General features: G+C 73.0%; 20 protein-coding genes. 9 read left to right on the forward strand and 11 right to left on the reverse strand.

Annotated features, from left to right (window positions below; all coding sequences use genetic code 11):
* Window positions 1-83 precede the first annotated feature (83 nt).
* From OHS17_RS10325 to OHS17_RS10340, 4 genes are all read right to left on the reverse strand, one after another.
* The gene (locus OHS17_RS10325; protein ID WP_330311927.1) at window positions 84-1,343 is read right to left on the reverse strand and encodes an NAD(P)/FAD-dependent oxidoreductase; all 1,260 of its coding nucleotides are present in this window, start codon (window positions 1,341-1,343) and stop codon (window positions 84-86) included.
* Between the two features lie 89 nt (window positions 1,344-1,432).
* The gene (locus OHS17_RS10330; protein WP_330311928.1) at window positions 1,433-2,764 is read right to left on the reverse strand and encodes a deoxyguanosinetriphosphate triphosphohydrolase; all 1,332 of its coding nucleotides are present in this window, start codon (window positions 2,762-2,764) and stop codon (window positions 1,433-1,435) included.
* A 210-nt stretch (window positions 2,765-2,974) separates the two neighbouring features.
* Window positions 2,975-3,766 (reverse strand): sirohydrochlorin chelatase, encoded by a 792-nt coding sequence (locus tag OHS17_RS10335; protein WP_330311929.1) that lies wholly within the window; start codon window positions 3,764-3,766, stop codon window positions 2,975-2,977.
* 99 nt (window positions 3,767-3,865) lie between these two features.
* A complete protein-coding gene (locus OHS17_RS10340; RefSeq protein WP_330315212.1) occupies window positions 3,866-4,669 on the reverse strand; it encodes a Cof-type HAD-IIB family hydrolase in 804 nt (267 codons plus the stop codon).
* Between the two features lie 133 nt (window positions 4,670-4,802).
* Between OHS17_RS10340 and OHS17_RS10345 the strand changes: the two genes are divergently transcribed.
* Entirely contained in the window at window positions 4,803-5,528 is a 726-nt protein-coding gene (locus OHS17_RS10345; RefSeq protein ID WP_330311930.1) for a SanA/YdcF family protein, read from the forward strand.
* 24 nt (window positions 5,529-5,552) lie between these two features.
* Here the strand turns inward: OHS17_RS10345 and cutA are convergent, their stop codons facing one another.
* A complete protein-coding gene (cutA, locus tag OHS17_RS10350) occupies window positions 5,553-5,894 on the reverse strand; it encodes a divalent-cation tolerance protein CutA (RefSeq protein ID WP_328900080.1) in 342 nt (113 codons plus the stop codon).
* Between the two features lie 66 nt (window positions 5,895-5,960).
* Entirely contained in the window at window positions 5,961-6,584 is a 624-nt protein-coding gene (locus OHS17_RS10355; protein WP_330311931.1) for an NADPH-dependent FMN reductase, read from the reverse strand.
* A gap of 93 nt (window positions 6,585-6,677) precedes the next feature.
* Between OHS17_RS10355 and OHS17_RS10360 the strand changes: the two genes are divergently transcribed.
* The 4 genes from OHS17_RS10360 (at window position 6,678) to OHS17_RS10375 (ending at window position 9,874) form a co-directional block, all read left to right on the forward strand.
* Entirely contained in the window at window positions 6,678-7,478 is an 801-nt protein-coding gene (locus OHS17_RS10360; protein ID WP_330311932.1) for an aminotransferase class IV, read from the forward strand.
* 2 nt (window positions 7,479-7,480) lie between these two features.
* Window positions 7,481-7,954 carry a DUF5990 family protein gene (locus OHS17_RS10365; protein ID WP_330311933.1) on the forward strand — a complete coding sequence of 158 codons (474 nt, stop codon included), beginning with the start codon at window positions 7,481-7,483 and terminating at the stop codon, window positions 7,952-7,954.
* Between the two features lie 361 nt (window positions 7,955-8,315).
* Entirely contained in the window at window positions 8,316-9,152 is an 837-nt protein-coding gene (locus tag OHS17_RS10370; protein WP_330315423.1) for a hypothetical protein, read from the forward strand.
* A 98-nt stretch (window positions 9,153-9,250) separates the two neighbouring features.
* Window positions 9,251-9,874, forward strand: a complete 624-nt coding sequence (locus OHS17_RS10375; protein ID WP_330311934.1) for a class F sortase — start codon at window positions 9,251-9,253, stop codon at window positions 9,872-9,874.
* Between the two features lie 42 nt (window positions 9,875-9,916).
* Here the strand turns inward: OHS17_RS10375 and OHS17_RS10380 are convergent, their stop codons facing one another.
* On the reverse strand, window positions 9,917-10,705 hold the full coding sequence (locus OHS17_RS10380; RefSeq protein WP_330311935.1) for a sulfite exporter TauE/SafE family protein: 789 nt from the start codon (window positions 10,703-10,705) through the stop codon (window positions 9,917-9,919).
* Between the two features lie 282 nt (window positions 10,706-10,987).
* Between OHS17_RS10380 and nirB the strand changes: the two genes are divergently transcribed.
* From nirB to OHS17_RS10395, 3 genes are all read left to right on the forward strand, one after another.
* Window positions 10,988-13,582, forward strand: a complete 2,595-nt coding sequence (nirB, locus tag OHS17_RS10385; protein WP_330315213.1) for a nitrite reductase large subunit NirB — start codon at window positions 10,988-10,990, stop codon at window positions 13,580-13,582.
* Window positions 13,582-13,941 (forward strand): nitrite reductase small subunit NirD, encoded by a 360-nt coding sequence (gene nirD, locus OHS17_RS10390; RefSeq protein WP_330311936.1) that lies wholly within the window; start codon window positions 13,582-13,584, stop codon window positions 13,939-13,941. Before nirB ends, nirD begins: the two co-directional genes overlap by 1 nt.
* Window positions 13,942-14,015: 74 nt before the next feature.
* Entirely contained in the window at window positions 14,016-14,936 is a 921-nt protein-coding gene (locus tag OHS17_RS10395) for an oxidoreductase (protein ID WP_330311937.1), read from the forward strand.
* 13 nt (window positions 14,937-14,949) lie between these two features.
* Here OHS17_RS10395 and OHS17_RS10400 read toward each other — a convergent pair whose 3' ends face one another.
* The 4 genes from OHS17_RS10400 to dusB form a co-directional block, all read right to left on the reverse strand.
* A complete protein-coding gene (locus tag OHS17_RS10400; protein WP_161206525.1) occupies window positions 14,950-15,354 on the reverse strand; it encodes a VOC family protein in 405 nt (134 codons plus the stop codon).
* Window positions 15,355-15,468: 114 nt separating this feature from the next.
* Window positions 15,469-16,455, reverse strand: coding sequence for an ArsR/SmtB family transcription factor (locus OHS17_RS10405; protein ID WP_198957022.1), 987 nt, complete (start codon window positions 16,453-16,455; stop codon window positions 15,469-15,471).
* Window positions 16,456-16,971: 516 nt separating this feature from the next.
* Entirely contained in the window at window positions 16,972-19,683 is a 2,712-nt protein-coding gene (gene ppdK, locus OHS17_RS10410) for a pyruvate, phosphate dikinase (protein ID WP_073863466.1), read from the reverse strand.
* Between the two features lie 418 nt (window positions 19,684-20,101).
* Entirely contained in the window at window positions 20,102-21,250 is a 1,149-nt protein-coding gene (gene dusB / locus OHS17_RS10415; RefSeq protein ID WP_330311938.1) for a tRNA dihydrouridine synthase DusB, read from the reverse strand.
* Between the two features lie 141 nt (window positions 21,251-21,391).
* Between dusB and bla the strand changes: the two genes are divergently transcribed.
* Window positions 21,392-22,315, forward strand: coding sequence for a class A beta-lactamase (bla, locus tag OHS17_RS10420; protein WP_330311939.1), 924 nt, complete (start codon window positions 21,392-21,394; stop codon window positions 22,313-22,315).
* Window positions 22,316-22,318: the final 3 nt, after the last annotated feature.

Below are 22,318 nucleotides of genomic sequence, written 5' to 3' on the forward strand. Positions count from 1 at the left end.
CGGACAGGAACGGCCGGGGCGGGGGTCCGCCCCGGGCCGGTGCGGAGGCGGGAGCGGGATCCCGCGCACCGGCCCGGGACCGCTCAGACCAGGGTTTCCAGGGGCACCGAGGGGTCGGCCAGGGCGTCCGGGTCGACGGGGCGGCCGGCCCGGATCAGCTTCTGGATGTGCTCCGTGACGTCCCACACGTTGACGTTCATCCCGGCCAGTACGGTGCGGTCCTTCAGCCAGAACGCGATGAACTGGCGCTTGCCCGCGTCGCCCCGGATGACGACCTGGTCGTAGGAGCCGGGCGGGGCCCAGCCGGAGTACTCCAGGCCCAGGTCGTACTGGTCGGAGAAGAAGTACGGCACCCGGTCGTAGGCGACGTCCTGGCCGAGCATGGCGCGGGCCGCGGCCGGGCCGCCGTTCAGCGCGTTGGCCCAGTGCTCGACCCGCAGCCGGGTCCCGAGCAGCGGATGGGCGGCGTTCGCCACGTCACCGGCCGCGTAGATGTGGGGGTCGCTGGTGCGCAGCGAGGCGTCGACGGCGATGCCGCCGCCCTGCTCGCGCGGGGCGATCTCCAGACCGGCCGCCTCGGCGAGCGCGGTGCGGGGGGCGGCGCCGATGGCGGCGAGCACGTCGTGGGCGAGGTGCTCCTCGCCGTCGTCGGTGCGCACCGCGAGGACCATGCCGTCCTGGCCGACGATCTCGGTGAGCCGGCCGCCGAAGTGGAAGCGGACGCCGTGGTCGCTGTGGAGCTCGGTGAAGATCTGGCCGACCTCCGGTCCGACGACCCGGAGCAGCGGGGTCGCCTCCGGTTCGACCACGGTGACCTCGGCGCCGTACCCGCGGGCGGCGGCCGCGACCTCCAGGCCGATCCAGCCGGCCCCGGCGATGACCAGGTGGCCGTTGTCGCGGCCGAGGGCGGCGAGGACGTTGCGCAGCCGGTCGGCGTGGGCGAGGCGGCGCAGGTGGTGGACGCCGGCCAGGTCGGTGCCCGGGACGTCGAGGCGGCGGGGCTCGGCGCCGGTGGCGAGGAGCAGCTTGTCGTAGTGGATGACGGTGCCGTCGCCCGTCTCGACGGTGCGCGCCTCGCGGTTCAGGTCGGTCACGGACTGGCCGAGGTGGAGCTCGATCTCGACGCCCGCGTACCAGGCGGTCTCGTGGACGAAGACGCTGTCGCGGTCCTCCTTCCCGGTCAGGTACCCCTTGGACAGCGGCGGGCGTTCGTACGGATGGTCGCGCTCGTCGCCGATCAGGATGACCCGGCCGCTGAATCCCTCCGACCGGAGGGTCTGGGCTGCCTTCGCCCCGGCCAGCCCTCCGCCGACGATGACGAACGTCCGATGTGCGTCGACCACGTGATGCCTCCTCGGTGCTTGCTGCGCGGCGCCAACTGCGAGCGTCCCGCACGCAGCGTAGTGGGGGAAGGGGGTGTGGCCCGATCAGGTCACTCCGGGTGGCGGACGCCCCCTTGGGTGAGGTGGGTGTGCAGGGTGCGGGCGGAGGCGTCGGTGAGGGCGGCGATCTGGTCCACGAGGACCCGCTTGCGGGCGCGGTCGTCGGGCGCCGCCTCGTACAGCGCGCGCAGCTGCGGTTCCAGCCCTTCGGGGGCGCGGGCGGTGAGCGCGGCGGCCAGCTCGGCGATGACGATGCGCTGGTCGGCGCGGATCTCCTCCTGCTCGGCGCGCTGCATCACGTAGCGGTCGGCGATGGCCTTGAGCACCGCGCACTCGTTGCGCGCGTCGCGCGGGACGACCAGCTCGGCGGCGTAACGGGTGAGGCGTCCGGTGCCGTACGCCTGGCGGGTGGCGGTCTCGGCGGCGAGGCAGAAGCGGCCGATCAGCTGGCTGGTGGCGTCCTTGAGGCGGGCCTGGGCGACGGCGGACCCGTCGTAGCCGTGCGGCCACCACTCCTGGGCGATGAGCCGGTCGAGCGCGTCGGCCAGCTCCTGCGGGTCGGTGTCCGCGGGGACGTAGCGGCCGATGGCGACGTCCCAGATGTCGCGGCGCTCCGGCTCGGCCTCCAGGCAGTTGGGGTCGATGTGGCCCGCGTGCAGCCCGTCCTCGAAGTCGTGCACGGAGTACGCCACGTCGTCGGACCAGTCCATGACCTGGGCCTCGAAGCACTTGCGGTCGCGGGGGGCGCCCTCGCGGAACCACCGGAAGACCGGCAGGTCGTCCTCATAGACCCCGAATTTGGGCGAGCCGGGGTCGGTGGGGTGGGCGCCCCGGGGCCAGGGGTACTTGGTGGCGGCGTCGAGGGCGGCGCGGGTGAGGTTGAGGCCGACGCTGACCAGGTCGCCGGTGCGGGTGTCGGGGACGAAGCGCTTGGGTTCGAGGCGGGTGAGCAGCCGCAGCGACTGGGCGTTGCCCTCGAAGCCGCCGCAGTCGGACGCGAAGTCGTTGAGCGCCTGTTCGCCGTTGTGGCCGAAAGGCGGGTGTCCCATGTCGTGGGAGAGGCAGGCCGCCTCCACGAGGTCGGGGTCGCAGCCGAGGGCGGCGCCCAGCTCGCGGCCGACCTGGGCGCACTCCAGGGAGTGGGTGAGCCGGGTGCGCGGGCTGGCGTCCCAGGCGGGGCCGCGGGTGCCGGGCGTGACGACCTGGGTCTTCCCGGCGAGCCTGCGGAGCGCCGCGGAGTGCAGCACGCGGGCGCGGTCGCGCTGGAAGGCGGTGCGGCCGGGCCGTTTGTCCGGCTCGGGGTCCCAGCGCTCGGCGTCGAACGCGCCGTAGGGCGCCGTACCGGGGTGCTGTGTGCCGTCCGTGCCTTCCGTGCCGTTCATGCGTCCGAGATTAGGGCCTGTCCGGCCATTCCCGTCGTCCGCCCGGAGGGCGGGCCGGGCGGCGTCAGGCGTGTGCTCTCGGCGTGCCGGCCCCAGACCCCTGTACTGGACGTACTGGGGTCTGGGGCCGGTGCGGCGAGAGTGCGTGCATGGCGTCGCCCGGCAGACGGGAATGGTCGGACAGGCCCTCGGCCGCACCGACAGGACGGGTCAGGCGGAGGCGGCGAAGCGTGTGTTCATAGGTATGTCGCACAGGGCCGCTCCGGCCGCCGCCCGCGCCTGGTCGTAGCGGTGCAGGAGCAGCCGGGCCAGCGCGGGGTGGGCGCCGAGCGGGGCGGCGGCGATCCACGGCGCGTGGGCGGCGGCGGCCGAGGCGAACCGCCCGGGCGCGGTGAAGTAGGAGGCGACGGCGATCCGCCGGTGGCCCCGGGCGGCGAGCGCGCGCACGGCGGCGGGCACGGTGGGCGAGGCGGCGGAGGCGTACGCGGGCACGACGGGCACGCCGCCGAGCCGTTCGCCGAGGAGCCGTGCGGTGTGCCGGGCGTCGGCGGCCGATTCGGGGTCGCGCGACCCGGCGGCGGCGAGGACGACGGCGCTCCCCCGCTCCGAGGCGTGCCAGCCGGCCTCGGTGAGCCGGTCGTGCAGCGCCTCCACCAGCAGCGGGTGCGGCCCGAGCGGCGCGGCGACCCGGGCCCGCAGGGCGGGGGCGGCGGCGACGGACGCGGGGATGTCGTGCTTGACGTGGTGCCCGCGCCCGAGCAGCAGCGGTACGAGGACGGCCTCGCCTGCACCGAGGGCGTCCAGGGCGTCCGGCAGGAGCGGCGCGTTGAGCTCTATGTGGCCGAGGCGGACGTCGAGCCCGGGGCGCAGTTCGCGGACCCGGTCCAGGAGCGCGGCGACGGCCTGGGGGGTGCGCGGGTCCCGGCTGCCGTGGGCGACGGCGACCAGGGCGGGGGCGGCGGACGCCGGGCGGTGCGCGGGAAGGTGCCGGATGCGGTGCATGGAGTCCATGGTCGCGGACGCACGTTGCCGGGGCGTTGCATGGCGGTCACGCGGGTTTTCCGCCGCCTCACGGGGGAGGCGCGGCGGCCGGGAGGGCCCTCAGCCCCTCCCCCGCACCGCGAACAGGTGCTCGATGACCTGGGCCACCCCGTCCTCCTCGTTGGTCCGGGCGTGTGTCTCCACGGCGGCCAGGACCGCCGGGTGGGCGTTGGCCATGGCGTAGCCCGTGCCGGCCCAGGCGAGGACCGTGAGGTCGTTGGGCATGTCGCCGAACGCGATGACGTCCGCCGCCTCGATGCCCCGCTCCGCGCAGAGCAGGGAGAGGGCGCCGGCCTTGGTGACGCCGGGGGCGCTGATCTCCAGCAGCCCGCGCCCGCCGGAGTGGGTGAGCTGGACGGTGTCGCCGGCCCCCTGGCGGGCGGCGGCGAGCAGGGTGTCGGCGTCGAGCTGTTCCGTCCAGGCGAGGAGCTTGGTGACGGGGGCCTCGGTGAGCCACAGCTCGGCGAGGGAGGCGACGGGGAGTTCGGCGCCCTCGTCCTCGGACAGGCGCAGCCGGTAGGCCGGTTCGTAGAAGACCTGGTTGCCGGTCTCCAGGGCGAAGCCGACGCCGGGGACGGCCGCGGCGAGCGCGGTGGCGACCTGCCGGGCCACGGTCAGGGACAGCATCTGCGAGGCGACGACGCTGCGGCTCGCCATGTCGTACACGAGGGCCCCGTTGCTGCACACCGCCGTGCCCACGAGGCCGGTGGCCTCGGCCAGCCGGTCCACGAAGCGGGGCGGCCGGGCGGTCACGATGACGATCTCCGCCCCGGCCTCCTCGGCGGTGCGCAGGGCGCGCAGGGTGCGGGGCGAGAGCGAGCCGTCCCCGCGCAGAAGGGTGCCGTCGAGATCGGAGGCGATCAACCGTGGAAGCGACATCGCCCGATGGTACGCGGACCGCCCGGACCGGTCCGAGAACCCTTTCGGCCGCCGGATCGTCCAGTAGGGCAGGGGCGGCTGCGCCCCGCGAACCAGGGGCGGGCGAGTGAGGGTACGGATGCGGCGGACACCGGGGGCCGAGCGGGCGCGGGGCGTCCGGCTGCTGAGAGCCCTGCGGCCCCGGCTGCCGAAAACTCGTCGGGGGCGGCGGCGGGCGGTGCAGGGGGTGATGGCCGCGTGTGTGCTGGCGCTCGCGCCGGCGACCTGGCTGCATGTGGTGGCCGATGCCCGGATCAGGACCGTCGAGGACGTGCCCGCACGGCAGGTCGCGGTGGTGTTCGGGGCCGGGCTGTGGGACGGGAAGCCGTCCCCGTACCTGGCGAACCGGCTGCGGACGGCCGCCGCGCTCTACCGGGAGGGCAAGGTGAGGGTCGTCCTGGTGACCGGGGACAACAGCCGCGTGGAGTACGACGAGCCGGACGCCATGCGGGCGTTCCTGGTCGGGAAGGGCGTGCCGGACGACCGGATCGTCAGCGACTTCGCGGGCTTCGACACCTGGGACTCGTGCGTGCGGGCGAAGAAGATCTTCGGCGTCGACCGGGCGGTGCTGGTGAGCCAGGGCTTCCACATCCGCCGCGCCATCGCGCTGTGCCGGGCGGCGGGGATCGACGCGTACGGGGTCGGGGTGGACGCCAGGCACGACGTCACCTGGTACTACGGCGGGACGCGGGAGGTGTTCGCGGCGGGGAAGGCGGCGCTCGACGCCCTGTTCGAGCCGGACCCGCACTTCCTGGGCCCCCGGGAACGGGGCGTGGACGACGCGCTGGCGGCGGCCTCCCGCTGACCGGAGGGCCGGGCCCGCCCGGCGTCAGACCGAGGTGACCGGGGCCGTCTCGGCCGAGACCCAGCCGAGGTAGCGGGCGCTGCCCCGGAGCACCGGCAGGGCGATGATCTCCGGGGTCTCGTAGTCGTGCGCCTCCTGGAGGTGGGCCTCCAGCTCCTCGTACCGCTCGGCCGTCGTCTTGCAGAACAGCTGCCACTCCTCGGTGGCCTCGATGGCGTTCTGCCAGCGGTAGACGGAGGTGACGGGCGCGGAGATCTGCACGCACGCGGCGAGCCGCGCCTCGACCACTCCCCGCGCCAGCTCCCTCGCCTTCTCCTCGCTGTCCGTCGTGGTCAGTACGGTCAGCCATGCCGGCGTCGTCGTCACTTCGCGTCTCCTCGCAGCGGTCGGCGGTTCCTCCCCGATTGTGGGGTGCCGCCTCCCGCCGCGCCATCAGCCGCCGTACGGGTGGGCCCTCTTCGCGTCCCGCAGCGCGCGGCCCCACCAGACGAGCTGGTCGAGCAGCGTCTTCACGGCGGCGTCCGGGCCGGCCGGGTCGCGGTGCCTGCCCGCGTCGTCGAACTGGGCACCGGCGTTGTGGAAGGAGACGGTGTCGCGAATCGAGACGGAGTGCAGCTCGGCGAAGACCTGGCGCAGGTGCTCGACCGCCCGCAGTCCGCCGGAGACCCCGCCGTAGGAGACGAACGCGACGGGTTTGGCCTGCCACTCGTCGCGGTGCCAGTCGATGAGGTTCTTCAGGGGCGCCGGGTAGGAGTGGTTGTACTCGGGGGTGACGACGACGAAGGCGTCCGCCTCGGCCAGCCGCGCCGAGACCCCGGCCAGCACCTCCCGGGCGTCGCCCTCCAGGCGGTAGGAGAGGGCGGTGGGCAGATCGAGACCGGCGACGTCGACCACGTCCGTTTCGATCGCGGGATGCGCGTCGGCGTGGGCGAGGAACCAGTCGGCGATGACGGGGGCGAACCGGCCCTCGCGGTTGCTGGCGAGGATGACGGCCACCTTCAGGGGGGCGGTCGCGGGCAGGGCGGTGGCGGTGGATTCCGCGGTGTTGAGGTCCATGGCGAAGACGTTCGACCATCAACCATGGTTGAGGTCAAGCGTGATCGGGAACGGGCCTCCCGCCGGGTGCCGGCGGCCGCATACCGTGGCCGTATGACGACTCCAGCAGCGACGGCCCTTCCGTACGCAGAGTTCGACGGCCGGCCCGCCACCGAGGAGGATCTGGGCCGGGCACTGTTCTTCAACTACGGCCACTTCACGGCGATGCAGGTACGCGGGGGCCGGGTGCGCGGTCTTGATCTGCACCTGGCCCGGCTGGACGCGGCCAACCGCGAGCTGTTCGAACTCCCCCTGGCCGGGGAGCTGGTGCGCCGGCTGATCCGGCACGCGCTGGAGAGCGCGGGCACGGCGGACGCCTCGGTGCGGGTGCACGCTTATCTGCCGCCGGGGAACACCGCGACGACCGTGATGGTGGCGGTGCGGGAACCGGGCGGGATGGACCCCGGCCCGAAGAGCCTGAAGTCCGTCCCGTTCGCCCGGACCGCCGCGCACCTCAAGCGGCCCGGCGAGTTCGGCCAGACCTACTACGCGAACCTGGCCCGCCGCGCCGGTTACGACGACGCGCTGCTGACCCTGCCCGACGGCTCGGTGACCGAGGGGTCGGTCACCAACATCGGCTTCTGGGACGGCACGGCGGTCACCTGGCCGCAGGCCCCGGCCCTGTCCGGCGTGGCCATGGGCGTCCTGGAACGCGAGCTTCCGGGCGCGGGCCTGACGTCGCTGCGCCGGCCGGTGACCCTGGACGGGCTCGGGGCGTTCCGCTCGGCGTTCCTCACCAACTCGCTGGGCATGGCCCCGGTCGCCCGGATCGACGACACCGCGTTCACGGTGGACGCGGAGCTGATGAAGCGCCTGGCGGCGGCGTACGAGGCGGCACCGGGCGAGGCGGTCTGACCATGGAGGCTCCCCTGCTGCTCCACATCGAGGGATCACGCCTGCCCGGGCGCTCCTGCCCGGCCGGACCCGGCTTCCCCGGCTACGAGAACATCCACGTGGGCGTCCAGCGCAAGGACCGCCCCGGGGAACTCCTCGGCCCGACGCCGGGAGACGCGCCGGGCGCCCGCTGGACCCTGGAATGCACGGCGGCCGAGGACGAGGAAGGGGTCGCGGTCCGGGGGCCGTACGTGCAGAACCGGCTGGGCGGGCGCTTCGTGTACCTGTCCTGGGGCACGGTCGACGCGGAGGGCCTGTTCACGATGTTCCGGCGGGCCAAGCTGATGTTCGCCGACGTCGACCCGGCCGTCCTGGCGGCGGCCGTGCGCTCGGGACATCTCACCGCCCGGCTTCCGCTCTCGGACGCCGAGGGGCGGCCGCTCTGCGCGCGCGTCCGGCCGCCGGTGATCGACTGGTCGGCCTCGGGGCGCCCCTGACGCAGTCCGCCCCCTCCGGACCCAGGGGGGAGAGGTCCGGAAGGGGCGTCGGCCGGGGGCGGCTGTGCGCACCGTCCCGTGGGGGGTTGTGATGCGTGTTCCCGCTCAACGACGTCTCACGCATGTGATGTACGCCACATTGCCCGACGGGTCCGTCACCCGAACGGCACCAGGCGGTGACGGAGCGCGCACCCCACCCTCCGTCACCCCTGTGACCTGCGACGACACCGTTTGGCAAGGGGGCCACGCCGGGCCGGACGGGTGAGAGCTGACTTGGTGTCAGCAGGCATGGGGGCCGGTCCGGCTGTTGGCTCGGAGCCAGGACACACCCGCCAGCGCCCCCTGCTCGGAGGAAACCCCCATGCGCCGTCCTGCCCGACTCGTGACCGGCACCGCCGCCGCGGCCCTGGCCGCCGCCGCGCTCGGCCTCAGCGCCGCCGCCCCGTCCGCGTACGGGGACGAGACGGCGCCACTGAGGATCACCCCCGCCAGCGCGGCGCCGGGCGCCACGGTCACCGTGGACACCACCGCCTGCGGGGGTGACAGCGCCGCCACCGGCGACGCGAGCGCGCTGGACGCCCCGGAGTTCCCGCTGGCGCCCGCCTCCCTCGAAGAGGCCCTGGCCGGCTCCTTCCGGGTGCCCGGCGGCGTCGCGCCCGGGTCCTACGGCATCGGCGTGGACTGCGCGAACGGCAAGAAGGCCACCGGCGAGATCGAGGTGAAGCCCGCGGACCGGGCGGCCGGTGCCGAGGACCCCGCCGCCCCCGCCGGGACCACCGACTCGCCCACGTACGACTTCTCCGGCCTCGACGGCCTGGGCGGCGACGAGGACACGGAGGGGCTGGACGAGCCCGGCGGCCTCGACGGTCTCGACGCCGAGTCCGCCGGAGCCGCCCGCATCCCGGACGCCCCCGCCGAGGCGGGCCGCTCCACGCCCACCGAGCGCCCGACCGGGCCCGGGCGTGACGAGACGGGCTCCGGCCGCGACGAGACCGGGGCAGGCCGCGAGACGCCCTCCGGGCACCGGACCTCGGCCGCGCCCACCGCCCCCTCGGGGCACGTGAAGACCGGAGTCGGCGGAAGCGTCGGCCCGGACACCACCCAGATCGCGGCGGGAGCCGGCGTCCTCGCCGCTGCCGCCGTCGGCGGAGCCTGGCTCCTGCGTCGCCGGGCGAGCGGCACGCGGGACGCCGGCTGACGGAGGCATCCACCCCTCCGTACCGCCCGGTGTCCGTCCCGGTGGCCCCGCGCCACCGGGACGGGACCGTTTCCGCTTCCGCACCCCGGAGGACCACCGTGTCCCAGAAAGCCAAGGGCTGGCTGCTCGTCGTCGTGGCGCTGGCCGGTGTCTGGCTGATCCAGAACGGCGCGGGCACCCGGCTCACCCCGCCCGGACCGGCCGCCGCCCAGGCGTTCGCCGCCGGGCCCGCCCTGCTGCCCGGCTCCCCGGTCGCCGAGCCGCTGCGCCCCTCCGCGCCCGTCCGCATCCGGATTCCCAGCATCCGGGTCGACGCCCCGATGATGCGGCTCGGGCTCGGGGCGGACGGCAGCCTGGACGTGCCGCCGGCCGGGAACACGGACATCGTCGGCTGGTGGAAGGACGGCACGCCGCCGGGCGCCAAGGGCACCGCGATCGTCGCCGGCCACGTCGACAACGCGGAGGGCCCGTCGGTCTTCTACGACCTGGGCTCGCTGAAGAAGGGCAGCACCGTCGAGGTGGACCGGAAGGACGGCCGTACCGCCGTCTTCGCGCTCGACGCGATCGAGGTGTACGAGAGCGACGACTTCCCCGACCAGCGGGTCTACGGCGCCTCCGAGCACGCCTCGCTGCGCCTGATCACCTGCGGCGGCGGCTACTCCGAGGCGACCGGCTACCGGGGGAACGTGGTGGCGTACGCCCACCTCACGAGCGTGCGCTGAGCCCCGCCGTACGGAAGATCAGCTCTGCCACCGCACGAAGAGTCAGCTCTGCCACTGGTCGAACCCGAGCTTCGCCACCAGCGAGAACACCACCAACAGCAGCACCCCGCGCACGAACTCGCTGCCCTTGCGCAGCGCCATCCGCGCGCCCAGCAGCCCGCCCGCCAGGTTGAACACCGCCATCAGCGCCGCCAGCTGCCACAGCACGTTGCCCTGGTACGCGAACATCGCGAGCGCCCCGGCGTTGGTGCAGACGTTGACGATCTTCGCGGTGGCCGACGCGGTCACCAGGTCGAGGTGGAGCACGGCGGTCAGGGCGAGCACCAGGAAGGTGCCCGTACCGGGGCCGAACAGTCCGTCGTACAGGCCGATGCCGCCGCCCACCAGGGCGATCGCGGTGATCCTGCGGGCCCGGGTGACCTGGGGCGGGACGCCGTCCCCGGCGGCCCGGCCGAACTGGGGCCGCAGCATCACGAACCCGGCGACCGCCAGCAGCACCACCATGATCACCGGCCGCAGCACCTCGCTGCTGATCCCGGCGGCGAAGAACGCGCCGGTCATCGACCCGGCCAGGGCCGCGAACCCGATCCGGACCGCCGTGCCCACCTTCACCGGAGCCTTGCGCGCGTAGGTGACGGCGGCGCCCGAGGTGCCGACGATGGCGACCGCCTTGTTGGTGCCGAGGATCTGCGCGGCCGGCAGGTGCGGCAGACCGAGCAGCAGCGCGGGCAGCAGAAGCAGTCCGCCGCCCCCGACCACCGCGTCGACCCAGCCCGCCGCGGCGGCGGCGAGGCACAGCACGACAAGGGTGGTCAGGGTGATGTCCGGCATGAGCACGACCCTATGAAGCGGATGCGAGCACCGTCCAACCGTTCCGGGGCCGCACCGGGAAAGTTGAGCCAACTCTGAGGTTTCCGCAGGGCAAGGCCCCTTTTCCGACCTCAGCCGGCCGCCTCACAGACCTTTCGGGCGGGTGCTGAGCGCAAGGTTCCTCCCGGGAAACAGCGGGGAACCGGCCGGGTAACACCGCCCGGACACGCTTGTCGTCATGAGCACACAGGCCCGGCGCCTGTGGCCCTGCCGAATCTGCTCGCCGACGACGGAGGCCCCGAGATGCCGGTGTCCACTCCCCCGACCGCCCCCACCTCAGGCCCTGCCGCCGTGCCGACGCTCGTGGTCGTCGGACACGGGATGGTCGGCCAGCGCTTCCTGGAGGCCCTGGCCGAGCGCGGTCTGACCGGCGCAGCCGGGACCGCCCGGGTCGTCGTCCTGTGCGAGGAGCCCCGCGCCGCCTACGACCGGGTCCAGCTGACCTCGTACTTCGCCGGGAGGACCCCGGACGACCTGTCGATGGTCGAGGACGGCTTCATGGAGCGGCACGGCTTCGAACTGCGGCTCGGCGACCCGGCGGTGGCCGTGGACCGCGCCGCCCGTACGGTCACCGCGCGGTCCGGCGAGGTCTTCGCGTACGACACGCTGGTCCTGGCGACCGGGTCCTATCCGTTCGTGCCGCCGGTCCCCGGCAAGGACAGCACCGGCTGCTTCGTCTACCGGACGATCGAGGACCTGCTCGCCATCGAGGAGTACGCGAAGAACGCGACGACCGGCGCGGTGGTCGGCGGCGGGCTGCTCGGCCTGGAGGCGGCCGGCGCGCTGAAGGGCCTCGGCCTGGAGACGCACGTCGTGGAGTTCGCGCCCCGGCTGATGCCCGTCCAGGTGGACGAGGGCGGGGGCGCGGCGCTGCTGCGCACCATCGAGGACATGGGCCTGACCGTGCACACCGGGGTCGGTACGCAGGAGGTGACCGCGGGCGAGGACGGCGCGGTGACCGGGATGGCGCTCTCCGACGGGTCCGCGCTGGCCACGGACCTGGTGGTGTTCTCGGCCGGGGTGCGTCCGCGCGACCAGCTGGCCCGGGAGTGCGGGCTCGCGGTCGGCGAGCGCGGCGGGATCGTCGTGGACGAGGAGTGCCGGACCTCCGACCCGGCGGTCTTCGCCATCGGCGAGTGCGCGCTCGCCTCGGACGGCCGGGTGTACGGGCTGGTGGCGCCGGGTTATGAGATGGCGCTGACCGCCGCCGAGGTGATCGCCGGCAGGGCGGCCGCGTTCACCGGCGCCGACCTGTCGACCAAGCTGAAGCTGCTCGGCGTGGACGTGGCCTCGTTCGGCGACGCGCACGGCACCGCCGAGGGCTGCCTCGACGTCGTGTACTCGGACGCCCGCTCCGGGGTCTACAAGAAGCTGGTGATGGCGGCGGACGGCACCCTGCTGGGCGGGGTCCTCGTGGGCGACGCCGACCAGTACGGCACGCTGCGCCCGATGACCGGGAGCGTGCTGCCGGTCGCCCCCGAGCAGCTGGTGCTCCCGGCGGGCGCGGGCGGCCCGGTGGCGCTCGGCCCCTCCTCGCTGCCCGACGAGGCGGTGATCTGCTCCTGCCACAACGTCACCAAGGGCACGATCTGCGAGCACACCACGCTCCCCGAGGTGAAGAAGTGCACCAAGGCGGGCACCGGCTGCGGCAGTTGCGTCAAGGTGATCGGCCAGCTGCTCCCGCAGAGCCAGGACGCGGGCCTGTGCGGCTGCTTCGCGTACACCCGCAGCGAGCTGTACGAGATCGTCCGCACCCTGCGCATCACCTCGTACGCGGACCTCCTCGACTCCCACGGGCGGGAGGAGGCCCGGGGCGGCGACGGCTGCGAGGTCTGCAAGCCGACGGTCGGCTCGGTCATCGCCTCGCTCGCCCCGACGGTCGGCGCCAGCGGCTATGTCCTGGACGGCGAGCAGGCGGCCCTCCAGGACACCAACGACCACTTCCTGGCCAACCTCCAGCGCAACGGCTCGTACTCGATCGTGCCGCGCATACCCGGCGGCGAGATCACCCCGGAGAAGCTGATCGTGATCGGCGAGGTGGCCCGCGACTTCGGGCTCTACACCAAGATCACCGGAGGTCAGCGCATCGACCTCTTCGGCGCCCGGGTCGACCAGCTGCCGCTGATCTGGACCCGGCTCGTCGACGCGGGGTTCGAGTCCGGGCACGCGTACGGGAAGTCGCTGCGCACGGTCAAGTCCTGTGTCGGGCAGACCTGGTGCCGCTACGGCGTGCAGGACTCCGTGAAGATGGCGATCGACCTGGAGCTGCGCTACCGGGGTCTGCGCTCCCCGCACAAGCTGAAGTCGGCGGTCTCGGGGTGCGCCCGCGAGTGCGCGGAGGCCCGGGGCAAGGACTTCGGGATCATCGCCACGGCGGGCGGCTGGAACCTCTACGTGGGCGGCAACGGCGGCGCCACCCCGCGCCACGCCGACCTGCTCGCCCAGGACCTGTCCGACGCCGAACTGATCCGGCTGATCGACCGGTTCCTGATGTTCTACATCCGCACCGCGGACCGGCTGGAGCGCACCTCGGCCTGGCTGGAGCGCATCGAGGGCGGCCTGGAGCACGTCCGGGACGTCGTGGTGCACGACAGCCTCGGGCTCTGCGAGGAGCTGGAGCGGCTGATGGCCGACCATGTGCGCGGCTACCGCGACGAGTGGGCCGAGACCATCAACGACCCGGAGCGGCTGCGCCGGTTCGTCACCTTCGTCAACGCGCCCGACGCGCCCGACCCGTCGGTGAAGTTCGTCCCGGAACGCGACCAGGTCAAGCCCGACCTGGACATCCTCGCGGGCCCGGTTCTCGCCATCCGCACTCTTGAAGGGACCGCCTCCTGATGACCACGCAGACGCTGGACACCGCGCAGGACACCCGGACCGTCCGGCTCGCCGCCGGGGACGGCTGGCTCACGGTGTGCGACCGCTCGCTGCTGACCCCGGGCCGCGGGGTCGCCGCCCTCCTCCCGGACGGCCGGCAGGTCGCGCTCTTCCTGGACCGGGCGGGGCGGACGTACGCCATCGACAACCGCGACCCGTTCACCGGGGCCTACGTCCTCTCGCGGGGCCTGGTCGGCTCGGACGGCGGGCAGCCCTTCGTCGCCTCGCCCCTGCTCAAGCAGCGCTTCGACCTGGCGACGGGGGCCTGCCTGGACGACGACGAGGTCTCCGTACCGGTCTTCGAGGTACGCGCGGACTGACGCGCACCGGCGGCCGGAAGTACCCCCGAACGGGTGCTTCCGGCCATCCGCGTGCCCGGTCGTACGCTTGATCCATGACCCAGGGCTGGAGCGCGCGCGACATACCCGACCAGAGCGGCCGCACCGCCGTGGTGACGGGGGCCAACAGCGGGATCGGGATCGTCACCGCCCGTGAGCTGGCCCGTTGCGGGGCCAGGGTGCTGCTCGCCTGCCGCGACGAACGGCGTGGCGAGGAGGCGGCGGCCCGCATCCGGTACGCGGTGCGCGGCGCGGACGTGGAGTTCGCCCCGCTCGATCTGGCCGATCTGGCCTCGGTGCGCGCGTTCGCCAAGGGCCTCCGGGCGGACCGGCTCGACCTGCTGGTCAACAACGCCGGGGTGATGGCCCTGCCCTACGGGCGGACCGCCGACGGCTTCGAGACCCAGTTCGGCGTCAACCACCTCGGGCACTTCGCGCTCACCGGGCTGCTGCTGCCGAGGCTGACGGCCACCGGGGGCGCCCGGGTGGTGACCGTCTCCAGCGGGCTGCACGCCCTGGCCGACATCGACATGGGCGACCTCAACAGCGAGCGGAACTACCGCCGCTGGACCGCCTACGGCCGCTCGAAGACCGCGAACCTGCTCTTCGTCCACGAGCTGGCCCGGCGGCTCGCGGCGGCCGGCAGCGGACTGGTGGCCGCCGCCGCGCACCCGGGCCTCGCCGCGACCGACCTGCACACGGCGGCGGCCCGGATGGAGCGGCGCCGGGCGGCGGAGCGCGTCATGAACCTCGCCAACGTCATCGCCCAGCCCGCGTCGGCCGGGGCCCTGCCCACGCTGTACGCGGCCACCGCGCCGGGCGTGCGCCCCGACTCGTTCACCGGCCCCCGCGTGCTGGGCTGGCGCGGCGCGCCCGGACCGTCCTGGCGGGCGGCCCGGACGCGCGGCGACGTGGCGGGCGAACGGCTGTGGGTGGCCTCGGAGCAGCTGACCGGGGTGACGTACGCGGGGCTGTAGCGGCCCCCGCGGCTCAGCCCTCGACGGCGGACGGGTCCATCCAGACGACCTCCCACATGTGGTGGTCCGGGTCCTGGAAGGAGCGGCCGTACATGAAGCCGAGGTCCTGCGTCTCGTTGGCGGGCGATCCGCCGTTGGCGAGGGCGGCCTCGGTCAGTTCGTCCACCTTCTCCCGGCTGTCGGCGCTGAGCGCGAGGATCACCTCGGTGGACGCGGACGCGTCGGCGATGTCCTTCTTGGTGAAGTCCTTGAAGCGCTCCTCCTGGAGGAGCATCGCGAAGATCGTGTCGCTGATGACGAGGCAGGCGGTGCGCTCGTCGCTGAACTGCGGGTTGAAGGAGTAGCCCAGCTTCGCGAAGAAGTTCTTCGACGTCTCCAGGTCCTTGACCGGCAGGTTCACGAAGATCATCTGAGGCATGGCCGTCTCGCTCTCTCGGTGCTCTGGTTCCGTGCGCGTCTTCTCGTCCGGTAGACGCCGGGGCCGCCCGGAACTCATCGGTGCGGGCCGCGGATCCTTTCCGTACGGGGCACCTCACGAAACCGCGACCGGCGCCCCGCCCCTCAGCAGCGAACCGCCCAGCGGGGTCAGGGTGTGCTGGACGGAGCTGCCGTGCCGCAGGGTGTGGACGAGCCCCGCCTCGCGCAGGACGCAGGCGTGCTGGCTGGCCGAGGCGAGGGAGACCCCCGCGCGCCGGGCCAGTTCGCTGGTGGTGCAGCCGTCGCCGATGGCCCGCAGGACCGTGGAGCGGGTCTGCCCGAGGAGCCGGCCGAGCGAGGGGCCCGGGTCGGCGAAGGCGGGGGCGGCCCGGTGGGCGACCGGGTAGACCAGGACCGGCGGGAGCAGGGGGTCGCGCAGTACGACGGGGGCGCCCCGGCAGAAGTAGGACGGCTGGAGGAGCAGTCCCCGTCCGTCCAGGTGGAGATCGCGGTCCACGGGGTAGTCCGCCTCCAGGACGGGCGCCCGCCAGCGGATGACCGGGGGCAGCGAGGCGAGCAGTTCGTCGGTGCCGCCGTCCAGGAGGGCGCGGCCCCGGATCGCCCGGTCGGCCTCGACGGCGGAGCGGATGTGCGGCCAGTACGGCTCGACGGCGGCGCGGTGGTAGTCCCGTAAGGCGGCGACGAGGCGGCCCACGGGCTCGGCGCCGCCCTCGCGCAGGGGGTCGAGGCGGGCGGCCCGCCGGGCGCCGGGGTCCCCGAGGAGAGCGATCTCGGCGCTCAGGCGCTCGGGCGGAGTCGCGCGCACGGCTTCCATTCCGGCGTCGAGTCCGAGCGGTTCGGCGCTTTCCTGAGAAGGCGTCAGGAAGTCGGGAAAATATCCGCGCTGCGGGACCACCGCGGACAGCAGACGTACTTCACCGCTCAACCGTGGGCGGGTTTCGGTGCGCCATTTCCCGAAGACCGCGGAAGCCCTCCGGTCCCTCAGCCGGTGAAAGCTGAGAATGGTCTCCCACAGCGCGTCCGGCCCGGAGGCCATCCGCACCCTGGAAAGGTCCCATCCGGAGACATGGATACGCAGCACCGAACTCCCACCCCTTGCACCTGCAATTTCCCCCCTCGCAAGAGTATGCGAATCGTAACAGCACGTCACCACGGGGTTTCGGCCAGAGGTGAAACGCCTCGCCGGGACCGCCCGCCGGACGAAAAGCTGTACGGCGTCGGGTGCGATTCCGGAGCCACCGGAAGAGCGAGTGAAGGCCGTGGGGGGTTTTGCTCGTTCGGCGGCGGTTGGCAAAGGTGCGGCTCCGCACTCGATGGGGGTAAGCCGGGTGCGGCCCGTGGATGGGGATCCACGGGCCGCACCCCGGTCCGTTCAACTCGATTTCTTTGCGCATTAAACGAAGCAATGGATGCCGGTTGGATGGCGGTCATCTTATTTACTGGGACATGACAACGTTGTGCATCGCCCGGCCGCGTACGCCAAGACGGCGGCACCCCCGCACAGGGTGCCGCCGCCTCCGGAATTCCGCGTCCGCCGCCGGTTCGGGTGAGGGTGGGATCACCGGCGGCGGAAGCGGAATCGGTAGGGGATGACGCGTCAGCGGCTGTCGCTCGCCCGCGCCCCGGCCGCCGCCCGGCCCGCCTCCAGACGCGCCACCGGAATGCGGAACGGCGAGCAGGAGACGTAGTCGAGACCGGCCTCGTGGAAGAAGTGCACCGACTCGGGGTCGCCGCCGTGCTCCCCGCAGATGCCCAGCTTCAGGTCCGGGCGGGTGGCCCGGCCGGCCGCGACGGCGCTCTTCACCAGCGAGCCGACGCCGTCCTTGTCGATCGTCTCGAACGGCGACACCCCGAAGATGCCCTTCTCCAGGTAGGCGGTGAAGAAGGAGGCCTCCACGTCGTCGCGGGAGAAGCCCCAGACCGTCTGGGTCAGGTCGTTGGTGCCGAAGGAGAAGAACTCCGCCGCCTCCGCGATCTGAGCGGCGGTCAGCGCGGCGCGCGGCAGCTCGATCATGGTGCCGATCTTCAGCTTGAGGTCGGTACCGGTGGCGGCCTGGACCTCGGCGATGACCCGGTCCGCCTCCTCGCGGACGATCTCCAGCTCCTGGACCGTGCCGACGAGCGGGATCATGATCTCGGCGCGCGGGTCGCCCTTGGCGTTCTTGCGGGCGGCGGCCGCCTCGGCGATGGCCCGCACCTGCATGGCGAACAGGCCGGGGATGACCAGGCCGAGGCGCACCCCGCGCAGCCCCAGCATCGGGTTCTGCTCGTGCAGCTTGTGCACGGCCTGGAGGAGCCTGAGGTCGTTCTCGTTGGCGTCCTTGCGGGCCTCGGCGAGGGCCACGCGTACCGAGAGCTCCGTGATGTCCGGCAGGAACTCGTGCAGCGGCGGGTCGAGGAGCCGCACGGTGACCGGCAGCCCGTCCATCGCCTCGAACAGCTCGATGAAGTCCGCCTTCTGGAGCGGCAGCAGCTGCTCCAGGGCCGTCTCGCGCTCCTGGTCGGTGTCGGCCAGGATCAGCTTCTCGACCATCTCGCGGCGCTCGCCGAGGAACATGTGCTCGGTGCGGCAGAGGCCGATGCCCTGGGCGCCGAAGCGGCGGGCGCGCAGGGCGTCCTCCGCGCTGTCCGCGTTGGCCCGCACCCGCAGCCGGCGCACCCGGTCCGCGTACGCCATGATCCGGTGCACGGCGGCGACCAGTTCGTCGGCGTCGTCGGCGCCCGCGTGCATCCGGCCCTCGAAGTACTCGACCACGGGGGACGGCACGACGGGGACCTCGCCGAGGTACACCTTGCCGGTGGAGCCGTCGACGGAGACGATGTCGCCCTCCTCCACGACGATGTCCCCGACCGTCAGGCGGCGGCGCTTGGTGTCGACCTCGATCTCCTCGGCACCGCAGACACAGGTCTTGCCCATGCCCCGGGCGACGACGGCGGCGTGCGAGGTCTTCCCGCCGCGCGAGGTGAGGATGCCCTCGGCGGCGATCATGCCGTCCAAGTCGTCCGGGTTGGTCTCGCGGCGGATCAGGATGACCTTCTCGCCGGACCGGGACCACTTGACGGCGGTGTACGAGTCGAAGACCGCCTTGCCGACCGCCGCGCCGGGCGAGGCGGCGATGCCCCGGCCGAGCCGCTGGGTCTTCGCGGTGTCGTCGAAGCGCGGGAACATCAGCTGGGCGAGCTGGGCGCCGTTGACCCGCTGAAGGGCCTCGGCCTCGTCGATCAGCCCCTGGTCCACCAGCTGGGTCGCGATGCGGAAGGCGGCACCGGCCGTGCGCTTGCCGACCCGGGTCTGGAGCATCCACAGGTGGCCGCGCTCGATGGTGAACTCGATGTCGCAGAGGTCCTTGTAGTGGGTCTCCAGCGTCTCCATGATCGTCAGCAGCTGGTCGTACGACTGCTTGTCGATCGACTCCAGTTCGGCGAGCGGGACGGTGTTGCGGATGCCCGCGACGACGTCCTCGCCCTGCGCGTTCTGGAGGTAGTCGCCGTAGACGCCCTGGTGGCCGCTGGCCGGGTCGCGGGTGAAGGCGACGCCCGTCCCGGAGTCGGGGCCGAGGTTGCCGAAGACCATCGAGCAGACGTTGACGGCGGTGCCGAGGTCGCCGGGGATGCGCTCCTGGCGGCGGTAGAGCTTGGCCCGGTCGGTGTTCCACGAGTCGAAGACCGCCTTTATGGCCAGGTCCATCTGCTCGCGCGCGTCCTGCGGGAAGTCGCGTCCGGCGTCCCGCGCGACGATCTTCTTGAACTCCTTGACCAGCTTCTTCAGGTCGCCCGCGTCGAGGTCCACGTCGACCTTGACGCCCTTGGCCTCCTTCGCGGCCTCCAGCGCCTCCTCGAAGAGCTCGCCGTCCACCCCGAGCACGGTCTTGCCGAACATCTGGATCAGCCGGCGGTAGGAGTCCCACGCGAACCGCTCGTCACCGGCCTGGGCGGCGAGGCCCGCCACGGAGGCGTCGGAGAGGCCGATGTTGAGGACGGTGTCCATCATCCCGGGCATCGAGAACTTGGCGCCGGAGCGTACGGAGACCAGCAGCGGATCGTCGGCCTGGCCGAGCTTCTTGCCCATCCGCGTCTCCAGGGCGTCGAGGTGCGCACTCACCTCGTCGCGGAGGGCGGCCGGCTCGTCACCGCTGTCCAGGTAGACCTTGCACGCCTCGGTGGTGATCGTGAAGCCGGGCGGGACGGGAAGCCCGAGGTTGGTCATCTCGGCGAGGTTGGCCCCCTTCCCGCCGAGGAGGTCCTTCAGATCCTTGTTGCCTTCGGTGAAGTCGTAGACGAACTTCTGCACATCTTTGTTTTCCGACACGGTCTCGACTCCTCGAAGACGCGGTGGCTGCCCTGACGGCGAGGAACATACCCAGATCGAAGGTGCCTGGGTACGTCCACTTGCGCGTCGTACGGCCGTAACCACCCGTCCGCCAGCAGATCGAAAGTCGGCCGCTCAAAAGCCATCCGGAACGGCGCGTTCAGGAGTCGTACGCAGGATGACGCAGCGCACACCGGAACCCCTGGTTCGGTGGCTGAAAGTGATCGAAGCGTCGATCGATCAAAGTATGGCTGGGTGGCACCCAGTGCCACCCTTTGAGAAGTGCAGCCCCTCATTTACCGCTCACCTGAGCACACCTCTTCTCACAGTGGCGAGAATCACTCGATGGAGGGGCCGCTCGGATGAGCGAAAACGGCGAGTGGGGGCACTCAGTGCCCCCACTCGCCGTTCGTTTTTCTCAGCCCCCGGAGGTGTCCAGCTCCGCGTCGGCGCTGATGCCCGCGCAGTCGTACGGGTCCTTCAGCCAGCCGTCCGGGAGGGCCACCCGGTTGTTGCCCGAGGTGCGGCCGCGGGGGCCGTCGGCGCCGTCCGGCCAGGGCTGGTCGAGGTCCAGCTCCTGGAGCTGGGAGCCCAGCTCCTCCAGCGAGGAGGTGATCGCCAGCTTCTTGCGCATCTCGGAGCCCACCGCGAAGCCCTTGAGGTACCAGGCGACGTGCTTGCGGAAGTCGATCACGCCCCGCGCCTCGTCGCCGATCCACTCCCCCAGCAGCGTCGCGTGGCGCAGCATCACGTCGGCGACGGTGCGCAGCGTGGGCGCCTGCCGGGTCTCCGTGCCCTCGAACGCGCTGACCAGGTCGCCGAAGAGCCAGGGGCGGCCCAGGCAGCCGCGCCCCACGACCACGCCGTCGCAGCCGGTCTCGCGCATCATGCGCAGGGCGTCGTCCGCGCACCAGATGTCGCCGTTGCCGAGCACCGGGATCTCCGGGACGTGCTCCTTGAGCCGGGCGATGGCGTCCCAGTCGGCGGTGCCGCCGTAGTGCTGGGCGGTGGTCCTGCCGTGCAGGGCGACCGCCGTGACGCCCTCCTCGACGGCGATCCGGCCCGCGTCGAGGTAGGTCAGGTGGTCGTCGTCGATGCCCTTGCGCATCTTGATCGTGACGGGCAGGTCCCCGGCCCGGGAGACCGCCTCGTGCAGGATCGCGCGCAGCAGCGGCCGCTTGTACGGGAGGGCCGAGCCGCCGCCCTTGCGGGTGACCTTGGGGACCGGGCAGCCGAAGTTGAGGTCGATGTGGTCGGCGAGGTTCTCGTCCACGATCATGCTGACGGCCTTGCCGACCGTGTCCGGGTCCACTCCGTACAGCTGGATCGAGCGCGGGGTCTCGGTCGCGTCGAAGTGGATGAGCTGCATGGTCTTCTCGTTGCGCTCGACCAGGGCCCTCGTCGTGATCATCTCGCTGACGAACAGCCCCTTGCCGCCCGAGAACTCCCGGCACAGGGTGCGGAAGGGGGCGTTGGTGATGCCGGCCATGGGCGCGAGGACCACCGGCGGCTGCACGGTGTGCGGGCCGATGCGGAGCAGCGAGGGCGAGGGGGCGAGCGTGGTCATGGCCCCATTGTCCCGTACCCCGGCGACTGCTCCGGGGGCGGTGGCGCCCCGCCGGTCCCAGGAAAGGCTAGGGCCTTGTCGGACCCGGCCCGTAGCGTGGGGCTTCCGGCACGAGGCCGGTGAATCAAGGAGACGAAGCTCATGACGACGACCTCTTCCCGCTTAATCCCCGGCTCCCCCAGCCGTCGCGGACTGCTCGCGCTGGGCGGTGCGGGTGCCGGCGCGCTGATCCTCGGCGCGGGCCCCGCGCGGGCCGCGTCCGGCTCCACGACCGCCCGGCTGCGCGAGCTGGAGCGGACGCACGGCGCCCGCGTCGGCGCCTTCGCGTACAACGTGGCCACGGGCGTCGCGGTGCGGCACCGGGCGGACGAGCGCTTCCCGATGCTGTCCACGTTCAAGACGCTCGCCGCGGCGGCCGTCCTGCGGGATCTGGACCGGGACGGCGAGGTCCTGGAGAAGGTGATCCACTACACGGAGGCGGACTGCGTCTCCGATTCCCCGGTCACCGACACCCCGGAGCACATCGCGAGCGGGCTGAGCGTCGCCCGGCTCTGCGACGCCGCGATCGGCGACAGCGACAACACCGCGGGCAATCTGCTGCTCCGCGAGCTCGGCGGCCCGCAGGCCGTCACCCGCTTCGCCCGTTCCCTGGGCGACCGCGTGACCCGGCTGGACCGCTGGGAGCCCGTGCTGAACTCCGCCGAGCCGGGCCGGGTCACGGACACCACGACCCCGTCCGCGCTGGCCCGCGACTACGCCCGGCTGGTCCTGGGGAACGCGCTGGAGCCCCGGGACCGCGAGCGGCTGACGTACTGGCTGCTCAACTGCCGGACGAGCGGTACGCGGTTCCGGGCCGGGCTGCCGCCGGAGTGGACGGTCGCCGACAAGACGGGCGGCGGCTCGTACGCCTCGTGCAACGACGTGGGCGTCGCGTGGACTCCGGAGGGCGTGCCGGTGGTCCTGGCGGTGCTGACGACGAAGCCGGCGGGCGCCTCCGACGCGGCGGGCGACCACCCGCTGGTGCGGGACGCGGCGGAGGCCCTGGCAGCGGCGGTCGTTAGTTAGTCG

The sequence above is a fragment of the Streptomyces sp. NBC_00523 genome (assembly GCF_036346615.1).
GTDB lineage: Bacteria > Actinomycetota > Actinomycetes > Streptomycetales > Streptomycetaceae > Streptomyces.

Coding starts and splice junctions, on each gene's coding strand:
- OHS17_RS10360 (WP_330311932.1), top strand. CDS start 6,678: ATGACGACTCCAGCAGCGACGGCCCTTCCGTACGCAGAGTTCGACGGC.
- OHS17_RS10345 (WP_330311930.1), top strand. CDS start 4,803: ATGCGGCGGACACCGGGGGCCGAGCGGGCGCGGGGCGTCCGGCTGCTG.
- OHS17_RS10330 (WP_330311928.1), bottom strand. CDS start 2,764: ATGAACGGCACGGAAGGCACGGACGGCACACAGCACCCCGGTACGGCG.
- dusB (WP_330311938.1), bottom strand. CDS start 21,250: ATGACCACGCTCGCCCCCTCGCCCTCGCTGCTCCGCATCGGCCCGCAC.
- OHS17_RS10365 (WP_330311933.1), top strand. CDS start 7,481: ATGGAGGCTCCCCTGCTGCTCCACATCGAGGGATCACGCCTGCCCGGG.
- nirB (WP_330315213.1), top strand. CDS start 10,988: ATGCCGGTGTCCACTCCCCCGACCGCCCCCACCTCAGGCCCTGCCGCC.
- OHS17_RS10355 (WP_330311931.1), bottom strand. CDS start 6,584: ATGGACCTCAACACCGCGGAATCCACCGCCACCGCCCTGCCCGCGACC.
- OHS17_RS10380 (WP_330311935.1), bottom strand. CDS start 10,705: ATGCCGGACATCACCCTGACCACCCTTGTCGTGCTGTGCCTCGCCGCC.
- bla (WP_330311939.1), top strand. CDS start 21,392: ATGACGACGACCTCTTCCCGCTTAATCCCCGGCTCCCCCAGCCGTCGC.
- OHS17_RS10370 (WP_330315423.1), top strand. CDS start 8,316: ATGCGCCGTCCTGCCCGACTCGTGACCGGCACCGCCGCCGCGGCCCTG.
- nirD (WP_330311936.1), top strand. CDS start 13,582: ATGACCACGCAGACGCTGGACACCGCGCAGGACACCCGGACCGTCCGG.
- OHS17_RS10400 (WP_161206525.1), bottom strand. CDS start 15,354: ATGCCTCAGATGATCTTCGTGAACCTGCCGGTCAAGGACCTGGAGACG.
- OHS17_RS10395 (WP_330311937.1), top strand. CDS start 14,016: ATGACCCAGGGCTGGAGCGCGCGCGACATACCCGACCAGAGCGGCCGC.
- OHS17_RS10335 (WP_330311929.1), bottom strand. CDS start 3,766: ATGCACCGCATCCGGCACCTTCCCGCGCACCGCCCGGCGTCCGCCGCC.